The sequence below is a fragment of the Streptomyces sp. NPDC092296 genome, assembly GCF_044755465.1.
Lineage (GTDB): Bacteria > Actinomycetota > Actinomycetes > Streptomycetales > Streptomycetaceae > Peterkaempfera.
Genome location: NZ_JBIVRB010000018.1, coordinates 13,490 through 29,927, shown reverse-complemented (window position 1 = coordinate 29,927; position 16,438 = coordinate 13,490). Strand labels below are relative to the sequence as shown.

Annotated in this window: 14 protein-coding genes; 12 read left to right on the top strand and 2 right to left on the bottom strand. The window is 73.1% G+C overall.

Annotation, left to right across the window (positions count from 1 at the left end; genetic code table 11):
• From ACIQGZ_RS26600 to ACIQGZ_RS26585, 4 genes are read left to right on the top strand one after another with little or no spacing between them, the layout of a single operon-like run.
• Entirely contained in the window at positions 1-939 is a 939-nt protein-coding gene (locus ACIQGZ_RS26600) for a metal ABC transporter ATP-binding protein (protein WP_402606437.1), read from the top strand.
• Complete coding sequence (locus ACIQGZ_RS26595; protein WP_402606435.1) at positions 926-1,822, top strand: metal ABC transporter permease; 897 nt, start codon at positions 926-928, stop codon at positions 1,820-1,822. Before ACIQGZ_RS26600 ends, ACIQGZ_RS26595 begins: the two co-directional genes overlap by 14 nt.
• Positions 1,819-2,676: a metal ABC transporter permease gene (locus ACIQGZ_RS26590; protein ID WP_402606433.1), complete on the top strand. Its 858-nt coding sequence runs from the start codon at positions 1,819-1,821 to the stop codon at positions 2,674-2,676. The genes ACIQGZ_RS26595 and ACIQGZ_RS26590 overlap by 4 nt, the downstream gene beginning before the upstream one ends.
• A 52-nt stretch (positions 2,677-2,728) precedes the next feature.
• Positions 2,729-3,169 carry a Fur family transcriptional regulator gene (locus ACIQGZ_RS26585; protein WP_402606431.1) on the top strand — a complete coding sequence of 147 codons (441 nt, stop codon included), beginning with the start codon at positions 2,729-2,731 and terminating at the stop codon, positions 3,167-3,169.
• Positions 3,170-3,294: 125 nt separating this feature from the next.
• Here the strand turns inward: ACIQGZ_RS26585 and ACIQGZ_RS26580 are convergent, their stop codons facing one another.
• Positions 3,295-4,554 (bottom strand): choice-of-anchor M domain-containing protein, encoded by a 1,260-nt coding sequence (locus ACIQGZ_RS26580; RefSeq protein WP_402606429.1) that lies wholly within the window; start codon positions 4,552-4,554, stop codon positions 3,295-3,297.
• Between the two features lie 202 nt (positions 4,555-4,756).
• On the opposite strand from ACIQGZ_RS26580, the gene ACIQGZ_RS26575 reads away from it, so the two are divergent.
• From ACIQGZ_RS26575 to ACIQGZ_RS26540, 8 genes are all read left to right on the top strand, one after another.
• The gene (locus ACIQGZ_RS26575; RefSeq protein ID WP_402606427.1) at positions 4,757-5,410 is read left to right on the top strand and encodes a choice-of-anchor M domain-containing protein; all 654 of its coding nucleotides are present in this window, start codon (positions 4,757-4,759) and stop codon (positions 5,408-5,410) included.
• Positions 5,411-5,421: 11 nt separating this feature from the next.
• Complete coding sequence (locus ACIQGZ_RS26570; protein WP_402606424.1) at positions 5,422-6,072, top strand: choice-of-anchor M domain-containing protein; 651 nt, start codon at positions 5,422-5,424, stop codon at positions 6,070-6,072.
• Positions 6,073-6,170: 98 nt separating this feature from the next.
• Positions 6,171-7,844, top strand: coding sequence for a choice-of-anchor M domain-containing protein (locus ACIQGZ_RS26565; protein WP_402606421.1), 1,674 nt, complete (start codon positions 6,171-6,173; stop codon positions 7,842-7,844).
• Between the two features lie 48 nt (positions 7,845-7,892).
• Positions 7,893-9,464 carry an anchored repeat ABC transporter, substrate-binding protein gene (locus tag ACIQGZ_RS26560; RefSeq protein WP_402606419.1) on the top strand — a complete coding sequence of 524 codons (1,572 nt, stop codon included), beginning with the start codon at positions 7,893-7,895 and terminating at the stop codon, positions 9,462-9,464.
• Positions 9,461-10,447, top strand: coding sequence for a TIGR03773 family transporter-associated surface protein (locus ACIQGZ_RS26555; RefSeq protein WP_402606416.1), 987 nt, complete (start codon positions 9,461-9,463; stop codon positions 10,445-10,447). The genes ACIQGZ_RS26560 and ACIQGZ_RS26555 overlap by 4 nt, the downstream gene beginning before the upstream one ends.
• Positions 10,440-11,204, top strand: coding sequence for an anchored repeat-type ABC transporter ATP-binding subunit (locus ACIQGZ_RS26550; RefSeq protein ID WP_402606414.1), 765 nt, complete (start codon positions 10,440-10,442; stop codon positions 11,202-11,204). The genes ACIQGZ_RS26555 and ACIQGZ_RS26550 overlap by 8 nt, the downstream gene beginning before the upstream one ends.
• On the top strand, positions 11,201-12,130 hold the full coding sequence (locus tag ACIQGZ_RS26545) for an anchored repeat-type ABC transporter permease subunit (RefSeq protein WP_402606412.1): 930 nt from the start codon (positions 11,201-11,203) through the stop codon (positions 12,128-12,130). Before ACIQGZ_RS26550 ends, ACIQGZ_RS26545 begins: the two co-directional genes overlap by 4 nt.
• 34 nt (positions 12,131-12,164) lie before the next feature.
• Positions 12,165-14,384: an NADP-dependent isocitrate dehydrogenase gene (locus tag ACIQGZ_RS26540; protein WP_402606410.1), complete on the top strand. Its 2,220-nt coding sequence runs from the start codon at positions 12,165-12,167 to the stop codon at positions 14,382-14,384.
• Between the two features lie 253 nt (positions 14,385-14,637).
• Here the strand turns inward: ACIQGZ_RS26540 and ACIQGZ_RS26535 are convergent, their stop codons facing one another.
• Positions 14,638-15,972: an ABC transporter substrate-binding protein gene (locus tag ACIQGZ_RS26535; protein ID WP_402606407.1), complete on the bottom strand. Its 1,335-nt coding sequence runs from the start codon at positions 15,970-15,972 to the stop codon at positions 14,638-14,640.
• Positions 15,973-16,438 lie beyond the last annotated feature (466 nt).

Genomic DNA, 16,438 nt, shown 5'->3' with positions numbered 1-16,438 from the left:
GTGCACCCGATATCCCGGGTCCGGCACACCCTGCCGCTCCAGCGTCGGCGCGCCACCGAACCGCCGCCGCAGCCCGCACCCGGACCGACCCCGGTGGCCGCACTGCGCGGTGCGGCCGCCCGGGTGGGTGGCCGCACCCTGTGGACCGGAGTCGACCTCGACATCGCGGCGGGCGAGTTCGTCGCCGTGCTGGGGCCCAATGGCGTCGGCAAGTCGACCCTGGTCAAAGTACTGCTGGGCCTGCTGCCGCCCGCCGCCGGCCAGGTCCGGGTGCTGGGGGCCGCGCCCGGCGCGGCCGCCCGGCGGGTGGGCTACCTGCCGCAGCGGCGCAGCTTCGACCCGGGGCTGCGCATCCGGGGCACCGACATCGTCCGGCTTGGCTGGGACGGCGACCGCTGGGGCCTGCCGCTGCCCGGCGCCGGGCGGTTCGGCACCCGGGCGCGCGAGGCCCGCGCCCGGGTCGCCGAGGTGATCGACCTGGTCGGCGCGGGAGCGTACGCGGACCGGCCGGTCGGCCAGTGCTCCGGCGGTGAGCAGCAGCGACTGCTGATCGCCCAGGCCCTGGTCCGGCGGCCCGCCCTGCTGCTGCTGGATGAGCCGCTGGACAGCCTGGACCTGCCCAACCAAGCGGCGATGGCTGCGCTGACCAGCAGGATCTGCCGTGAGGAGGGAGTGAGCGTGCTGATGGTGGCCCATGACGTCAACCCGATCCTGGCCCATCTGGACCGGGTGGTGTACCTGGCCGGCGGCGGCGCGGTCTGCGGCCCGCCCCGTGAGGTGATCACCTCCGAGACGCTGTCCCGGCTGTACGGCACGCCCGTGGAGGTGCTGCGCGCGGCCGACGGCCGGCTGGTCGTCGTCGGGCAGCCGGAGGCGCCGTCGCTGCACTCCGACCGGCATGCGGCACCGGGGAGGGGCGGCGGCGATGCTGCTCGCTGACCTGGCACCGGCCTTCTCCTGGAATCCGCTGACGGACCTTCAGGAGATGTGGGCCTTCCCCTTCATGGTGAACGCCTTCCGGGCCGGCACGGTGGTCGCGGTGCTGGCCGGCGCGATCGGCTGGTTCATGGTGCTGCGCGGCGAGAGCTTCGCCGGGCACACCCTCGCCTCGGTGGCCTTCCCCGGCGCCGCCGGGGCCACCCTGCTCGGCATCGGCGCGCTGTACGGCTACTTCGCCTTCTGCGTCGCCGCCGCCCTGGTCATCGCCGCCTCCTCCCGCACCGGGCGCGGCGGCACCGGGGAGGCGGCGGCGCTCACCGGGACGGTGCAGGCGCTGCTGCTCGCCGCCGGGTTCCTGTTCGTCGCGCTGTACCGGGGGTTCCTCGGCGGGGTGAACGCACTACTGTTCGGCAGCTTCATGGGGATCACCTCGGACCAGGTCCTGGTGCTGGCGGTGGTCGCGGTCGCCGTGCTCGCGGTGCTCGGCTGCATCGGGCGGCCGCTGCTGTTCGCCTCGGTCGATCCGGACGTGGCCGCCGCACGCGGTGTGCCGGTACGGGCCCTGTCGACCGGGTTCCTGGTGCTGCTCGGGGCGGCGACCGCCGGAACCAGCCAGATCACCGGCACCCTGCTGGTCTTCGCGCTGCTGGTGATGCCCCCGGCCGCCGCCCGTGCGATCACCGCCCGGCCCGGCGCGGGCATCGCGCTCTCGGTGCTGATCGCGCTCGGTGTGACCTGGGCGGGCCTGGTCGCCGCCTACTACTCGCCCTATCCGCTGGGCTTCTACGTGACCGGCTTCGCCTTCGCGCTCTGCCTGCTCTGCCGGGGGTACCGGCTGCTCGCGGACCGGGCCGGCGGTCCCCGACAGAGGAGTACGAGATGACCGTGGCGGCGGGTCCGCTGGATCACCCGTTCTTCGTCCACGCGCTGCTGGCCGGGACCGCCGTGGCGGCGGCCGCCGGGCTGGTCGGCTACTTCCTGGTGCTGCGCGCCCAGGTGTTCACCGGCGACGCGCTCAGCCATGTCGCGTTCACCGGTGCCTTCGCCGCGCTGCTGCTCGGCGTCGACATGCGGGTCGGGCTGTTCGCCGCCACCATCGCCGTCGCGCTGCTGCTCGGCCTGCTGGGCAACCGCGCCCGGACGGAGGACGTCGCCATCGGCAGTGTCTTCTCCTGGGTGCTGGGCCTCGGGGTCTTCTTCCTGACCCTGTACACCGGCGCGCACGGCGGGGCGAACGGCGGCGCCGGGACCAGGGTGCTCTTCGGCTCGATCTTCGGCATCTCCGCAGGCCAGGCCCGCACTGCGGTGCTGGTCGCGGGCGGGGTCTGCGTCGTGCTGCTGGCCATCGCCCGGCCGCTGCTGTTCGCCTCGGTGGACGAGGCCGTGGCCGCCGCGCGCGGAGTGCCGGTCCGGCTGCTCGGCTTCGTCTTCCTGGCGCTGGTCGGCGCGGCGGCCGGCGAGGCGACCCAGGCGGTCGGATCGCTGCTGCTGCTCGGCCTGCTCGCGGCCCCGGCGGGCGCCGCCCAGCGCCTCACCGACCACCCCTACCGGGGCCTCGCGCTGTCGGCCGGGCTGGCCGTCGCGGCGATGTGGGGCGGGCTGGCGCTGAGCTACGCGGTGCCGGTGCTGCCGCCGAGCTTCGCCATCGTGGCGGTGGCCGCCGCCCTGCACGGGGCGGCCGTCGCGGTGGGTCCGCTGCGGCGGATACGCCGGGGTGCCGCGCCCGTCGCGGTCTGAAGGATTGCGTCATCGACTCTGTCATCTCTGTCATCGACAACGGGGAGCACGTGTGTCGCAGGACCGGACGGCTGCCGGGGTGCCGCAGCCGGAGGTGGAGCTGATCGGGCGCCGGACCGCGCAGCGGGAGCAGGTGCTGCGGGCGCTGGCCGGGTACGGGGGCTTCGTCAGCGCGCAGGCGCTGCACGCGCGCCTCCTCGCCCAGGGCCTCCGGGTGGGCCTCAGCACGGTGTACCGCACGCTGGCCGCGCTGATCGAGGCGGGGCGGGTGGACCTGGTCCGGGAGGGGAGCGGCGAACGGCTGTTCCGCTACCGGGCGCGGGAGGAGCACCAGCACTATCTGCTCTGCCGGGACTGCGGGACCAGCCAGCCGGTGGACGCGGCCCTGGTGGAGGCCTGGGCCGAGCGGATCTCGCTGACCACCGGGTTCTCCCGGGTCGAGCACACCGTGGAGCTGGTCGGGACCTGCGCCGACTGCGGCCGCTCCGCGTAGCGCAGCACACAACCGGGCCGGGCCGATCCGATGATCGGCCCGGCCCGGCTGCTGCCGTGCGGTCTGCGGTCTGCGGTCTGCGGTCTGCGGTCTGGGCTCTGGGCTCTGGGCTCTGGGGTCGGCCGTCAGTCGGTCGCGGTCGGCGCTGCGGGCCGCCGGGCCCGCCGCCGCTGTACGGCGACGACGCCCGCGCCGAGGACGATGGCCACGCCACCGGCCACGCCCAGCGGGAGCACCGGCGAGGAACCGGTGGCGGCGAGGCTGCCGGAGCCGCCCGGGGCGCCGCTGCCGCCGCCGATGGTGACGGCGCCCGGGGCGTCATCGGTCAGTGCGGGGTCGGGGGTGCCGGGGGCCGGGGTGGCCGGCGGGGGAGTGGCCGCTGTCGAGGTGGTGGGGGCCGAGGTGCTGGGGGCCGAGGTGCTGGGCGCCGCGCTGCTCCGGCTCGGCGTGGGCGAGGGGCGGTCGCCGCCGGGGGTGCCGGGGAGCGCGGTGGGGCTGCTGCTCGGCGCGGCGGTGGTGCCGGACGGGCTCGGGTCGGGCCCTGAGGGAGTGGGCTCTGCGGGGTCGGGTTCTGCGGGGTCGGGCGTCGAAGGAGCGGACGTGCTGGGATCGGGGTCCGGCTGGTCGGCGGGCGGCAGGGTGACGGTGGCGGTGTCCACGTCCCCGACCGCGAAGGTGTAGACGGAGCTGTCGCTGACCCGGCCGCCGTCGACCAGGTCGGCGGACCAGGTGAACGTCAGCCGGTAGACGCCGGGTCGGGTGAAGGCCCAGTTGGCGTGCTGGTGGGTGTTGGCCGGGACGGGGTACGAGGCGGGGAGCCCGGCCCGGCCGTCGATGACCGGCTCCGGCGCGCCGAAGGGCGACCACTCCCAGAGCACCACCTGACCCGGCCCGTCGACCCGGTCGAGCGTGAGCGTCAGATCGCCCCTGACGTCCTCGGGGCCGAAGGACTGGGTGCTCCACCCGGCCCAGATCAGCCCGGGGTCCTGGGTCTGCGGGATGACATAGAGGACATCGCCCGGCTGCCCCAGGAAGGCGAAGCCGTCGGGGTCGTCGGCGACATCCAGGGCGGCGGCCGGCCGTACGTGCAGGATCACCGACTCCGGCGTACGCCAGACCGGCGCCAGCGGGTCGCGGTCGTCCAGCAGCAGGCTGCGGAAGTCGGTCCCGACCAGGCGCGGCGATATCGCGTCGACATGGCCGACGTCGATGACGGTCCGTTCGCTCAGCACCGGGTCGCCCACGTCGTGCAGGTACGGGACGGCCTGGCTCATGGCGGGGGCGACCGGGCCGGCCGTGGCGGTGGCGGCGCCGCCGAGCGCGCCGGTGACGACCAGGAGGCCGATCGAACCGGTCGCCGCCAGGCGCCTTGTGACAACCCTCATCGGGGCGTTCCTTCCGGAGGTGTGGCAGGGGGAGGAGGCCAACCTAGCCATGATGAAAATGATTATCAAGTTTATGGGGTCTGACCTGCGCCTGGAGGGCTGTGGATCTGATGCATCTTCAGTAGGACCTTGCGACAGTCAGATGAAAATGGTTATCGTCTCGCCATCGAGGCCCGCTCGGGGCCTCGGAAGGGAGCCATCCATGCGCCGTCCCCTGCGCCTGCTCACCGTGGCAGGCGTCATGACCGCCACCCTGATAGCCGCCGGACCAGCCCAGGCGTCCTGCGTGACCGTGCTCGACCACGGCCATGTCGACGTGGTCGGACTGGCCTACGAAGACGGTGAGTTGGAGATCGCCGTCCATGACGAGAGCGGCGCCGAGGAGGTCGAGTACGCACCGGAGGACGTCCGGCTGACGGCCCTGCCCGCCGCCAGGACCACCGTCCCCGCCGGCGCCCGCTACGCCTTCCTCGGGACCGCGGGCAGCCCGCTGTGGGTGCTGCCCGAGGTGCAGAACCCCGACCTGCTGTGGGCGGGCTTCGGCGCCGAGGAGCTGGACTCCGGGGTCTTCCAGGACGACGCCGTCACGGTGTCCTTCCTCTCCGTCCAGGGCCCCGGCACGGTGGCCGTCTACACCGACGACGTCTTCGGCGAGCCGGAGACCGTCCTGGTGAACAGCGCTGACGGCCTGCCGGACCGGGTCGCCCTGCACGCCGGCGACCACACCCACGCCAACTGGGCCTTCTCCAAGGCCGGTACGTACAAGCTGCGCGTCCGGGCCGCCGCCAAGCTGGCCGCCGACGGCCACACCGTGAACTCGCGGACCGTCACTTACACCGTCCGGGTCAAGAAGTGAAGGGGGCCGCCATGCGCAGCCGTACCAGGTTCATCGCACCGCTCGCCCTCGCCGCCGCGCTGGTCGCGGGCGTCTCCGCCCCGGCCCAGGCCGCCCCGGTGACCCTCTCCAGCGGCCATGTGGACGTCCTCGACGTCGACTACGCGGGCGGGGCGCTCACCCTCGACCTGCTCGACGCCACCGGCGGGACCAGCGTCGACCGCGACCCGGCGGACGTGGTGCTCAGCGTCCCGGTCGCCGCCAAGCACACCGATGTGCCCACCAGCAGCGCCTGGTCCTTCCTCGGCACGGGGGGGACGGCCTGGATCCTGCCGCAGAGCCAGACCGCCGGACTGCTCTGGGCGGGCTGGAACGCCACCGACGTGCCCACCGGGGTCTTCCGGGACAACACGCTCACCTTCACCCTGACCGACGTCAGCGGGCCCGCCGGCTTCAGCGTCTACACCGCCGCCGGCAGCACCCCGACCAAGCTGTTCGACAGCGGGGACGGGCTGCCCGACAGCATCTCCGTCGCCGCCGGCGCGCACACCCACGCCAACTGGGGCTTCGACGCCGCCGGCACCTACCGGGTGACCTTCCAGGTCAGCGGGGTGCTCAGCGCCACCGGGCAGACCGTCGGCACCGGCCCGCAGCAGTACACCTTCACCGTGCTCGACAGCTGACCACCGCACCGGGCGCGGCGCCTCCCGGGGGCGCCGCGCCCGGCTCCGGCCGCCCCCGCACCCGTACGACATCGCCTGTATGAGGAGAACCGACCACCGTGAACAGTTCAACGGCCGCCCGCCTGGCCGCCACCGGGTCCGTGGCGGTGCTGATCTGGACGGCGGCGGCCGGTCCGAGCACCGCCGCCGACTCGCAGCCCGATCCGCAGCCCGGCGCGACGACCGGCGTGCCGACCGGCGCGGACGTGGCGCTGGCCCTGCACGACGGCACGCTCGACCTGACCCTCGGCGGCCCGGAGCTGCTGCTGGACGAGCGCAACCGCACCACCGTCCCGGACGACGCCGCCCATGCGTTCCTCGGACGGCCCGGTGACACCGTCTGGCAGTGGGGCGACGGGGTGGGGGAGAGCGATCCGCGCTGGGACACCGCCGCCGTCGGCGCCGACGCCCTGGGGCCGGACGGCCTCCAGTGGTCGCTGGACGCGGTCCAGGGGCCGGGCGCGCTGGTGGTGTACGAGCCCGCCGACGCCGATGCCGATGCCGATGCCGATGCCGCCGACGCCGGGGACGCCCTGGCGGCGCCCGTCCCGCAGCCCGTCTTCGACAGCCGGGACGGGCTGCCCGACCGCAGCGCCCTGCCGCCGACCGCCGCCGGACGGCTCGTCTGGGCCTTCACCCGGCCCGGCGACTACGCCATCACCGCGACCGCCACCGCCGTACTGGCCTCCGGCGAGCGGACCGCCACCACCGTGCACTGGACCGCCCGCGTCGCCGACCCGCAGCCCGCCCCCACGCCGTCGGCCACCTCGGCCGGCGCACGGCCGGCCCTCGCCCCCCGGCTGCTCAAGGCGGCCGACGACGCCCCCGCGACCAGCCCGGTGACCATCGACGACGGCCATGTGGACGCCCTGGCGGGGCGTCTGGTCGACGGCAGGCTCAGGCTGCTGTTCAAGGACAGCCGCCGCCCGGACGCCGTCGTCTGGCGCGAGCCGTCCTCGGTCGTCGTCCACGTCAACGACAAGGCCCGGCAGCGGGTGCCGTCCAACAGCACCTATGCCTTCCTCGGCCCGGCGGGCAGTACCTTCTGGCTGATCCCGCAGGTGCAGCAGGCAGGCGTGGTCTGGGCCGGCTGGAACACCGAGGCGCTGCGCGACAGCGACCTCAAGGGGCCGGTGGACGTCAAGCTCACCGGCGTCGCCGGGCCCGGTTCGGTGGCGGTCTGGGAGACCGCGGGACTGGGCGGCGCCCAGATCGTCTACAACAGCCGGGACGGGCTGCCGGACAGCCAGCGGGTCAACCTCGGGGTGCACGCGCACGCCAACTGGGGCTTCAGCGCCCCGGGCACCTACCGGCTCACCTTCCGGCTGTCCGGCACCCTGGCGTCCGGTCAGGACGCCTCGGACACCCGGACCTACACCTTCACGGTGGGTGACGGGGACACCGGCGGCCCGACCCGGCCCACCGCCGCGCCGTCGGGCACCCCCGGCGCCGTACCCCCCGCCCCCGGCACGTCGACCACCGGCACGCCGACCACCGCCGCACCGACCACCGCCGCACCGATCCCGGGCAGCGGGCCGACCGGCAGCACACCCCCGGCCGCCGCCACCACCGGCGCCACCGGCACCGATGGCGGCTCCGCGACCCCGCCCGGCGGCACCCTGGCGCAGACCGGCAGCGGCGTCCTCCCGCTGGGCGCGGCCGCCGCGGCGCTGGTCGCGGGCGGTACGGCGGTAGCGGCCCTCGCCCGGCGCGGCCGCCGCGCCACCGGCTGACGCCGCCCACCCCGAGCCCCCATGAAGCCGCACCCGCTGGAGACCCCCATGCGCCCGCCCCGCCCGGTGATCCGGGCCGCCGCCGCCCTGACCGCTGCCGCCGCCCTCACCCTGTCCGGCTGCTCGGCCGCCACCGCACCCGGCGGCCGTACCGACGGCACCGCCCTCAAGGTGGTCACCACCACCGAGATCCTGGCCGACCTGGTCAGCCAGGTGGGCGGGGACCGGGTCTCGGTGGCCTCGATCGTCCCGCCGGGCGGCGACCCGCACTCCTACGAGCCGACGCCCCGGGACGCGGCCAAGGTGGCGGAGGCCGACGTGACCTTCACCAACCACCTGCTCCTGGAGGAGCACGCCCTGATCAAGACCATCGACGCCAACGCCCGACCGGGCACCCCCAATGTCTCGCTCGCCGAGGCGTCCGAGACCTACGGCGCCCATGTCATCCCGCTGGTGGAGAACATCGGCCTGGACGTGCCCTGGCTGGGACTGCGGGTACGCGGTGAGGGCGCGGCCCGGGGCGCCACCCGCTCCTCGGACGTGCTGCTCTCCGCCACCGACGTCCGGGGACCCGGCGACCTGATCGCCTACCTCACCGAATCCCTCGGGCAGCCCGTCGTCTACTTCGACTCCGCCGACGGCCTGGACGCCAAGGACACCACCACCCTGCCCCCGGCCGCCCACACCCACCTCAACTGGGCGTTCACCAAGCCCGGCGTGTACCGGCTCACCCTGGAGGCCAGGCTGCGCAACCCGGGCAGCGCCGACCTCAAGCCCCTCGGCAAGGGCACCTTCACCTTCACCGTCGGCGTCGACCCGCACACCGTGGCCGGCCAGGGCGTCACCGTCGTCGACAACGGCCACACCGACCTGACGGTGAACCTCGACACCGGCGCCCTCTCCGCCTTCACCGATCTGCGCACCAAGGGCGCCCGCCAGGAGGAGATCCCCCCCGGCCAGGTCGTGGTGGACGTCCCCAACCGAGCGCTGGAGAAGGTCCCCGGCGACCGGGCGTACCGCTTCCTCGGCGCCCCGGGCGCCACCATCCACCAACTGCCGCAGGCCGTCCTCGGCAAGCACGTCCACGGCGAGATCGACCCCCACCTGTGGCAGGACGCCGAGAACGCCAAGTCCTACGTCCAGCTGATCCGGGACACCCTGAAGAAGCAGGACCCGGCGGGCGCCGCCGACTACGACCGCAACGCCCGGCGCTACGAAGCGACCCTGGACGACCTGGACGGCTACCTCACCCGCCAGATCGGCCGCATCCCCGCCGACCGCAGGCAGCTGATCACCACCCATGACGCCTTCGGCTACCTGGCGGACGCCTACGGCATGACCGTGGCCGGCTTCGTCGTCCCCAACCCCGCCCAGGAGCCCAGCGCCGACGACGTGCAGAAGCTCACCGAGACCATCCGCAACCTCAAGGTCCCCGCCGTCTTCATGGAACCCAACCTCGCCCAGCGGGCCACCGTCCTCACCCAGGTCGCCCACGACCAGCACGTCAGGGTCTGCACCCTGTACGGGGACGCCTTCGACTCCCGGGTCCGCCACTACGTCGACATGATGCGGCACAACGCCGACGAACTGCTCTCCTGCCTCGGCGGGGTGAAGCCGTGACCCTCCGCCGCGCCCGTGCGCTCACCGCCGTCCTGCTGCTGACCGGCTGCGTCCTGACCGTCGGCCCCACCGCCGCGTCGGCCGCCGAGCCGACCCCGCCGCCGGCCACCGGCCGCACCGTGCTCGCCGAAGGCCACCTCGACCTCGGACCGAGGCTGGACCACGGCCACTGGACCATCGGCATCCGGGACGACAGCGGGGCGGCGCCGGTGTGGCGCGACCCGGCCGACGTCGTCCTGCAAGCGGTGCAGGCGGCCGCCGTCACCGTGCCCGCCGACCAGCGCTTCTCCTTCCTGGGCCGCCCCGGCGCCCGGGTCTGGCTGCTGCCCCAGGTGCAGCAGGACGGCGTGCTGTGGCCCGGCTGGAACAGCCAGGACCCCAGCATCCTGCACCTGGTCGACCGGGAGGTCACCTGGCAGCTGGAGAGCGTGCGCGGGCCCGGCCGGTTCGTGCTCTTCCTCAACGGGAGCTTCGGCACTCCGCAGATCCTCTTCGACAGCGCCGAGCCGCTGCCGCAGGAGACCGGCATCGAGGTCGACAGCCACGTCCACGGCAACTGGGCCTTCACCCGGCCCGGCAGCTACCAGCTCGGCATCCGGATGACCGCCCGCTCCACCGCCGGCGCCCACTACGACGGCCGCGCCGTGCTGCGCCTCTCCGTCGGCTCCCAGGACCCGCAGCGGGCCTTCGCCCCCGCCGCCACACCCGCAGCGCAGGCACCACCGGCCCCGGCCGCCCCCGAAAGCCAAGCCGCCGGGAGCCAAGCCCCCGAAAGCCAAGCCGCCGGGAGCCAAGCCCCCGAAAGCCAAGCCCCCGAAAGCCAAGCCGCCGGGAGCCACACCGCCGGGGGCCACGGCGGCCCCGGCCCGGTACTGGTCGCGGGCGCCGCAGCGGCCGCCGCCGCCCTGGCCGCGGCGGCCTGGACGATCCTGGCCCGCACCCGGCGGACCACCCCCGAAGCAGCGGAGCAGCACAGTGAGTGACGACCCCGGCGAGCCCATCCTGTCCGTACGCTCCCTGGCGGTCCGGCTCGGCGGCCGCCCCGTGCTGCACGACGTGGACCTGACGGTGCGCACCGGCGAACTCGTCGGCCTGATCGGCCCCAACGGCGCCGGCAAGACCACCGTGCTCCGGTCGGTACTGGCCCTGGTCCCGCCGCACAGCGGCGACGTCACCCTGGAGGGTGGCCGCCCCGCGCAGCGGCGCGGCACGGTCGGCTACGTCCCGCAGCGGCACGAGTTCGCCTGGGACTTCCCGACCTCGGTGGAGCAGGCGGTCATGACCGGGCGGGTGCACCGCATCGGCTGGCTGCGCCCGCCCGGCCGCACCGACCGGGAGGCCGTCCACCAGGCGCTGGAGCGGGTCGGCATGGCCGACCTGCGCCGCCGCCCGGTCGGCGAACTCTCCGGCGGCCAGCGGCAGCGGGTCCTGGTCGCCCGTGCGCTGGCCCTGCGGCCCCGGCTGCTGCTGCTGGACGAGCCGTTCACCGGCCTCGACGTACCGACCCAGGAACTGCTCACCGCCCTCTTCGGACAGCTGCGCGAGGAGGGCAACGCCCTGCTGATGACCACCCACGACCTGCCCGCCGCCGCCGCGCTCTGCACCCGGCTCTGCCTGCTCAACCGCACGGTGGTCGCGGACGGCCCGCCGGGGGAGCTGCGCGACCCGGCCGTCTGGCTGCGCGCCTTCGGCGTCACCCGTTCCGACCAGCTGCTCCACTCCCTGGGAGTCACCCGATGAGCGCCTTCCTGGACTTCCTGACCGACCCCTGGCAGCACGTCTTCATGCAGCGGGCCTTCCTGGTCGCCGCCATGTCCGGTGTCGTCTCCGGGGTGATCGGCACCCATGTGGTGCTGCGCGGCATGGCCTTCATCGGCGACGCGGTCTCGCACGCCGTCTTCCCCGGCGTCGCCATCGCCTTCGTCCTGCACACCAGCCTGGTGCTGGGCGGCGCGGTGGCCGGACTGGCCACCGCCCTGGCCGCAGCCGTCTTCTCGCAGAACCGCAGGCTCAAGGAGGACAGCGTCATCGGCGTCTTCTTCGCCGCCGCCTTCGGACTGGGCATCGTGGTGCTCAGCACCGCCCCCGGCTACAGCGGATCGCTGGAGTCCTTCCTCTTCGGGCAGATCCTGGGCATCAGCGACCGGGACGTGGCCACGGTGGCCGTCACCGGGGCCGTCCTGGTGCTGGTCGCGCTCGCCCTGCACAAGGAACTGGTCACCGTCAGCCTGGACCGCGAGACGGCCCGCGCGGTCGGCCTGCCCGTCTTCGCGCTCGACATCGCGCTGTATGCCCTGGTCACCGTCACCGTGGTCATCTCGCTCCAGGCGGTCGGCAACATCCTGGTGCTGGCCCTGCTGATCACCCCCGCCTCCTGCGCCCGGCTGCTCACCGACCGGATCGGGACGATGATGGTGCTGGCCCCGGTGATCGGCGGGGTGTCCTCCCTGGCCGGGCTCTACCTCTCGTACCGCTGGAACCTGGCCGCCGGAGGGCTGATCGTCCTGGTGGTGACGGCCGTCTTCCTGGTCTGCTGGCTGTGCGCACCCCGGCACGGCCTGCTCGCCGGGCTGCGGCGCGGGCGCGGCGGCGGTGCGGCCGAGGACGGCGCCGCCGCTCCCCGGCGGGGTTGGGTGTCGGCGGGGGGCGGTCACGAGATACCTTGATATCAAGACGTTGTAGACGTGAAGCGGAGTACCGGTGACTGACTCGACCATCATCTATACGCACACCGACGAGGCCCCGGCCCTGGCGACGTATTCGTTCCTGCCCGTGGTCCAGGCGTACGCCTCGACGGCGGGCGTCAGGGTGGAGACGCGCGACATCTCGCTGGCCGGGCGGATCATCGCCAGCTTCCCGGAGCGTCTGGAGGAGAGCCGGCGGATCGACGACGCCCTGGCCGAGCTCGGCAAGCTCGCCAAGACGCCCGAGGCCAACATCATCAAGCTGCCGAACGTCTCGGCCTCCATTCCGCAGCTCAAGGCGGCGATCGCGGAGCTCCAGCAGCAGGGCTACGCGCTGCCGGACTACCCCGACGACCCCAAGACCGACGAGGAGCGGGACGTCCGGGCGCGCTACGACAAGGTCAAGGGCAGCGCCGTCAACCCGGTGCTGCGCGAGGGCAACTCCGACCGGCGCGCCCCCGCCTCGGTGAAGAACTACGCCAGGACGCACCCGCACCGGATGGGCGCCTGGACGGCGGACTCCAAGACCAATGTCGCCCACATGGACGCCGACGACTTCCGCTCCACCGAGCGGTCCGCCGTCATCGCGGCGGACGGCTCGCTGCGTATCGAGCTGGCGGGCGCCGACGGCAGCACCACGGTCCTGCGCGAGTCGGTCCCGGTGCTCGCCGGTGAGGTCGTGGACGCGTCCGTCATGCATGTGGCGGCGCTGCGCGAGTTCTTCGCGGCCCAGGTCGTCCGGGCCAAGGCCGAGGGTGTGCTGTTCTCGGTGCACCTCAAGGCCACCATGATGAAGGTCTCCGACCCGATCATCTTCGGCCATGTGGTGCGGGCCTTCTTCCCGAAGACCTTCGCCGCGTACGGCGCGGTGCTCGCCGCGGCCGGCCTGAGCCCCAACGACGGACTCGGCGCCATCCTGGGGGGCCTGGAGTCGCTGCCCGAGGGCGCCGAGATCAAGGCGTCCTTCGACGCCGAGCTGGCCGAAGGACCGGCCCTGGCGATGGTCGACTCCGACCGGGGCATCACCAATCTGCACGTCCCCAGCGACGTCATCGTGGACGCCTCCATGCCGGCCATGATCCGCACCTCCGGCCACATGTGGGGCCCGGACGGCAAGGAGGCCGACACCCTCGCCGTCATCCCGGACAGCAGCTACGCCGGTGTCTACCAGGTCGTCATCGACGACTGCCGCGCGCACGGCGCCTTCGACCCGGCGACCATGGGCTCGGTGTCCAACGTCGGCCTGATGGCGCAGGCGGCCGAGGAGTACGGCAGCCACGACAAGACCTTCGAGCTGCCCGCCGACGGCACGGTCAAGGTCGTCGACAACGCCGGCAACGTCGTCCTGGAGCAGCCGGTGAGCGCCGGCGACGTGTTCCGCATGTGCCAGACCAAGGACCTGCCGATCCGCGACTGGGTCAAGCTCGCGGTCAACCGCGCGCGGGCGACCGGCGTCCCGGCGGTGTTCTGGCTGGACGAGGGCCGCGCCCACGACGCCAACCTGATCGCCAAGGTCAAGGCGTACCTGCCCGAGCACGACACCGAGGGGCTCCAGATCGAGATCCTGTCGCCGGAGCAGGCGACCGCGTTCTCCCTGGAGCGCATCCGCCGTGGCGAGGACACCATCTCGGTCACCGGCAATGTGCTGCGCGACTACCTGACCGACCTGTTCCCGATCCTGGAGCTCGGTACGAGTGCCAAGATGCTCTCCGTCGTCCCGCTGATCAGCGGCGGCGGTCTGTTCGAGACCGGCGCCGGCGGCTCGGCGCCCAAGCACGTCCAGCAGCTGCTCAAGGAGAACTACCTGCGCTGGGACAGCCTGGGCGAGTTCCTGGCGCTCGCGGTGAGCTTCGAGCACCTGGCGCAGAGCACGGGCAACGCGCGGGCCCAGGTCCTGGCCGACACCCTCGACCGGGCGACCGGCAGCTTCCTCAACGAGGACAAGTCGCCGAGCCGCCGGCTGGGCGGGATCGACAACCGGGGCAGCCACTTCTACCTGGCGCTGTACTGGGCGCAGGAGCTGGCCAACCAGACCGCCGACGCGCAGCTGGCCGAGGCGTTCGCGGGTCTGGCCAAGACGCTGGCCGACCAGGAGCAGACCATCGTCGAGGAGCTGATCGCGGTCCAGGGCTCGCCGGCCGACATCGGCGGCTACTACCAGCCCGACGCCGCCAAGGCATCGGCCGTGATGCGTCCGTCGAAGACCTTCAACGACGCCATCGCCTCCCTCGGCTGACCGCCCCACCCGCAGTTCCCCGCGCCCCGGCTCCACCGGCGCGGGGAACTGCGCGTTCTCCCGGCGCGGCGCCGCCTGAGGAACCGCGAACGCCAGTGGGCGCCGCCTCCCCGGTTCAGGTCGGGGAGGCGGCGCCCACGGCTCACCGGCGCCGCCCCGCTCGAAGGCGGCGCCGGTGACTGCTTGGAGGCCGTTCACGGCCGCGCCCTGGTCGGCGGCGCGGCGGTTCGGGGCTATTCGGGGCTATTCGGGGCTATTCGTCGCCGAGCGCCCGCATGGCGGCGACGAACTGCTTGGGCGTGATCTTCCCGGCGAACAGCTTGCCGACCTGGTTCAGCATCGGCGTGGCCTGCTCGGAGGGCAGCGCCTGGTCCCAGGAGAGCGTGAAGTTGGGCGCCGTCTGCACCTTCACGTACTGGAAGGTGGAGAAGTCGCGGTTCGGCGCCGAGGTGAGCATCAGACCGGCGTTGGTGGTGGTGGGCACGTCGCCGTTGTCGGCCAGGGACTGGGCGTACTCCTCGGACGCCATGGTCTTGACGAAGGCGATGGCGGCGTCCTTGTGCTTGGTCTTGGCGCTGATCGACCAGAAGTTGCTGGGGTTGCCGACCATGTCCGCCACATTGCCGGTGCCGCCGGCCACGGTCGGGAAGGTGGTCCAGCCCAGGTCCTTCTTGGCGAAGTTGGGGTGCTTGCCGAGCTGGGTGGAGTACTCCCAGGAGCCCATCAGGTGCATCGCGGCCTTGCCCTCGGCGAAGAGCGCGGGCGCGTCGCCGTTGGTGTAGGAGAGCGTGGTGAACTTGGTGCCGAAGTCACCCTCGTTGGCCAGCTGCTGGACGGTCTGCGCGGCCTTGAGGACGGCCGGGTCCTCCCAGCCGGAGGAGTCGCCGTTCTGGATCTTCTGGAAGACCTTGGCGCCGCCGACCCGGTCCACCAGGTACTCCAGCCACATCAGCTCGGGCCAGACGTCCTTGCCGCCGAGCGCGAACGGGGCGATGCCCTTCCCCCGCAGGGCGGTCATCACCGTCTGGAGGTCCGACCAGCTCTTGGGCGGCTGCAGGCCGTTCGCGGCGAAGACGGCCTTGTTGTAGAAGAGGACCACCGGCTGCATACCGCGCATCGGAATGCCGTAGATCTTGCCGTTCACGCCGCCGGCGGCCAGCACCGACGGCAGGAAGGCGTTGCGCAGGTCGAAGTCGCCGGCGATCACATCGGTGAGGTCGACCAGCTGCTTCTTGTCGACGTACGGCCTGATGGAGCCGCCGCCCCAGTTGAAGAAGACGTCCGGGGCGTTGGCGGACTTCATGACGGTGGGCAGCTTGTTGCTGTAGTCCGCGGCGGGTATGGAGACCAGCTCGGCCTTGACCGTCGAGGTCTCGTTGAACCGGTCGACCGCCGCCTGCTGGATCTTCACGGAGTCGTCGTTGTACATCCAGATGACGATGGTGCCGCTCTCGGCGGCGCTGCTGCCTCCCGATCCGCAGCCGGCCAGGGCCGCTGTCATCGCGAGTGCGGCGGCCGCCGCGATGGCTCTGCCACCGCGCGTTCTGCCACCGCGCGAACTGCTGCCGCCGACAATGCCCGACCCCATGGTTGCGCCTTTCGAAAGTTTCGCCAGCTCGGCGAATGTTGCCGGGTACCGTAGGGCGCGGCCATGAAGAGGTCAAGTCCTGAGGCGACCGTCATGGAATCGCAACCATCCGGCTCCGACGTGGAGCTGACGTCGCATGGACAGGTTACGCAGCTGGTCTCGTTCGGCAAACTGCGGAGGTCAGCGGTGTCATGCTCGAAACATTCGAAAGGCGAACGGGGGCGATCCGATTGCCTTTCGCCATTGTTTCGGAATGGCCTGTTGGTGGGGAGCTGTCCCGACCCGTACCCTTCGACAATCGATCTCGGCCGTGGCCCTCAGTTCATTTCCTGCACGATGTGACGGGTGCGCAGAGCCCCGCCCCGTAAAAAGGTCGACCCACCGCGTCCGGCCGGAGGGCAGCGCGCAACGCGGACGGCCCCGGCGACACCGGGTCGCCGGGGCCGTCCGCCGGATCTGGCTCAAG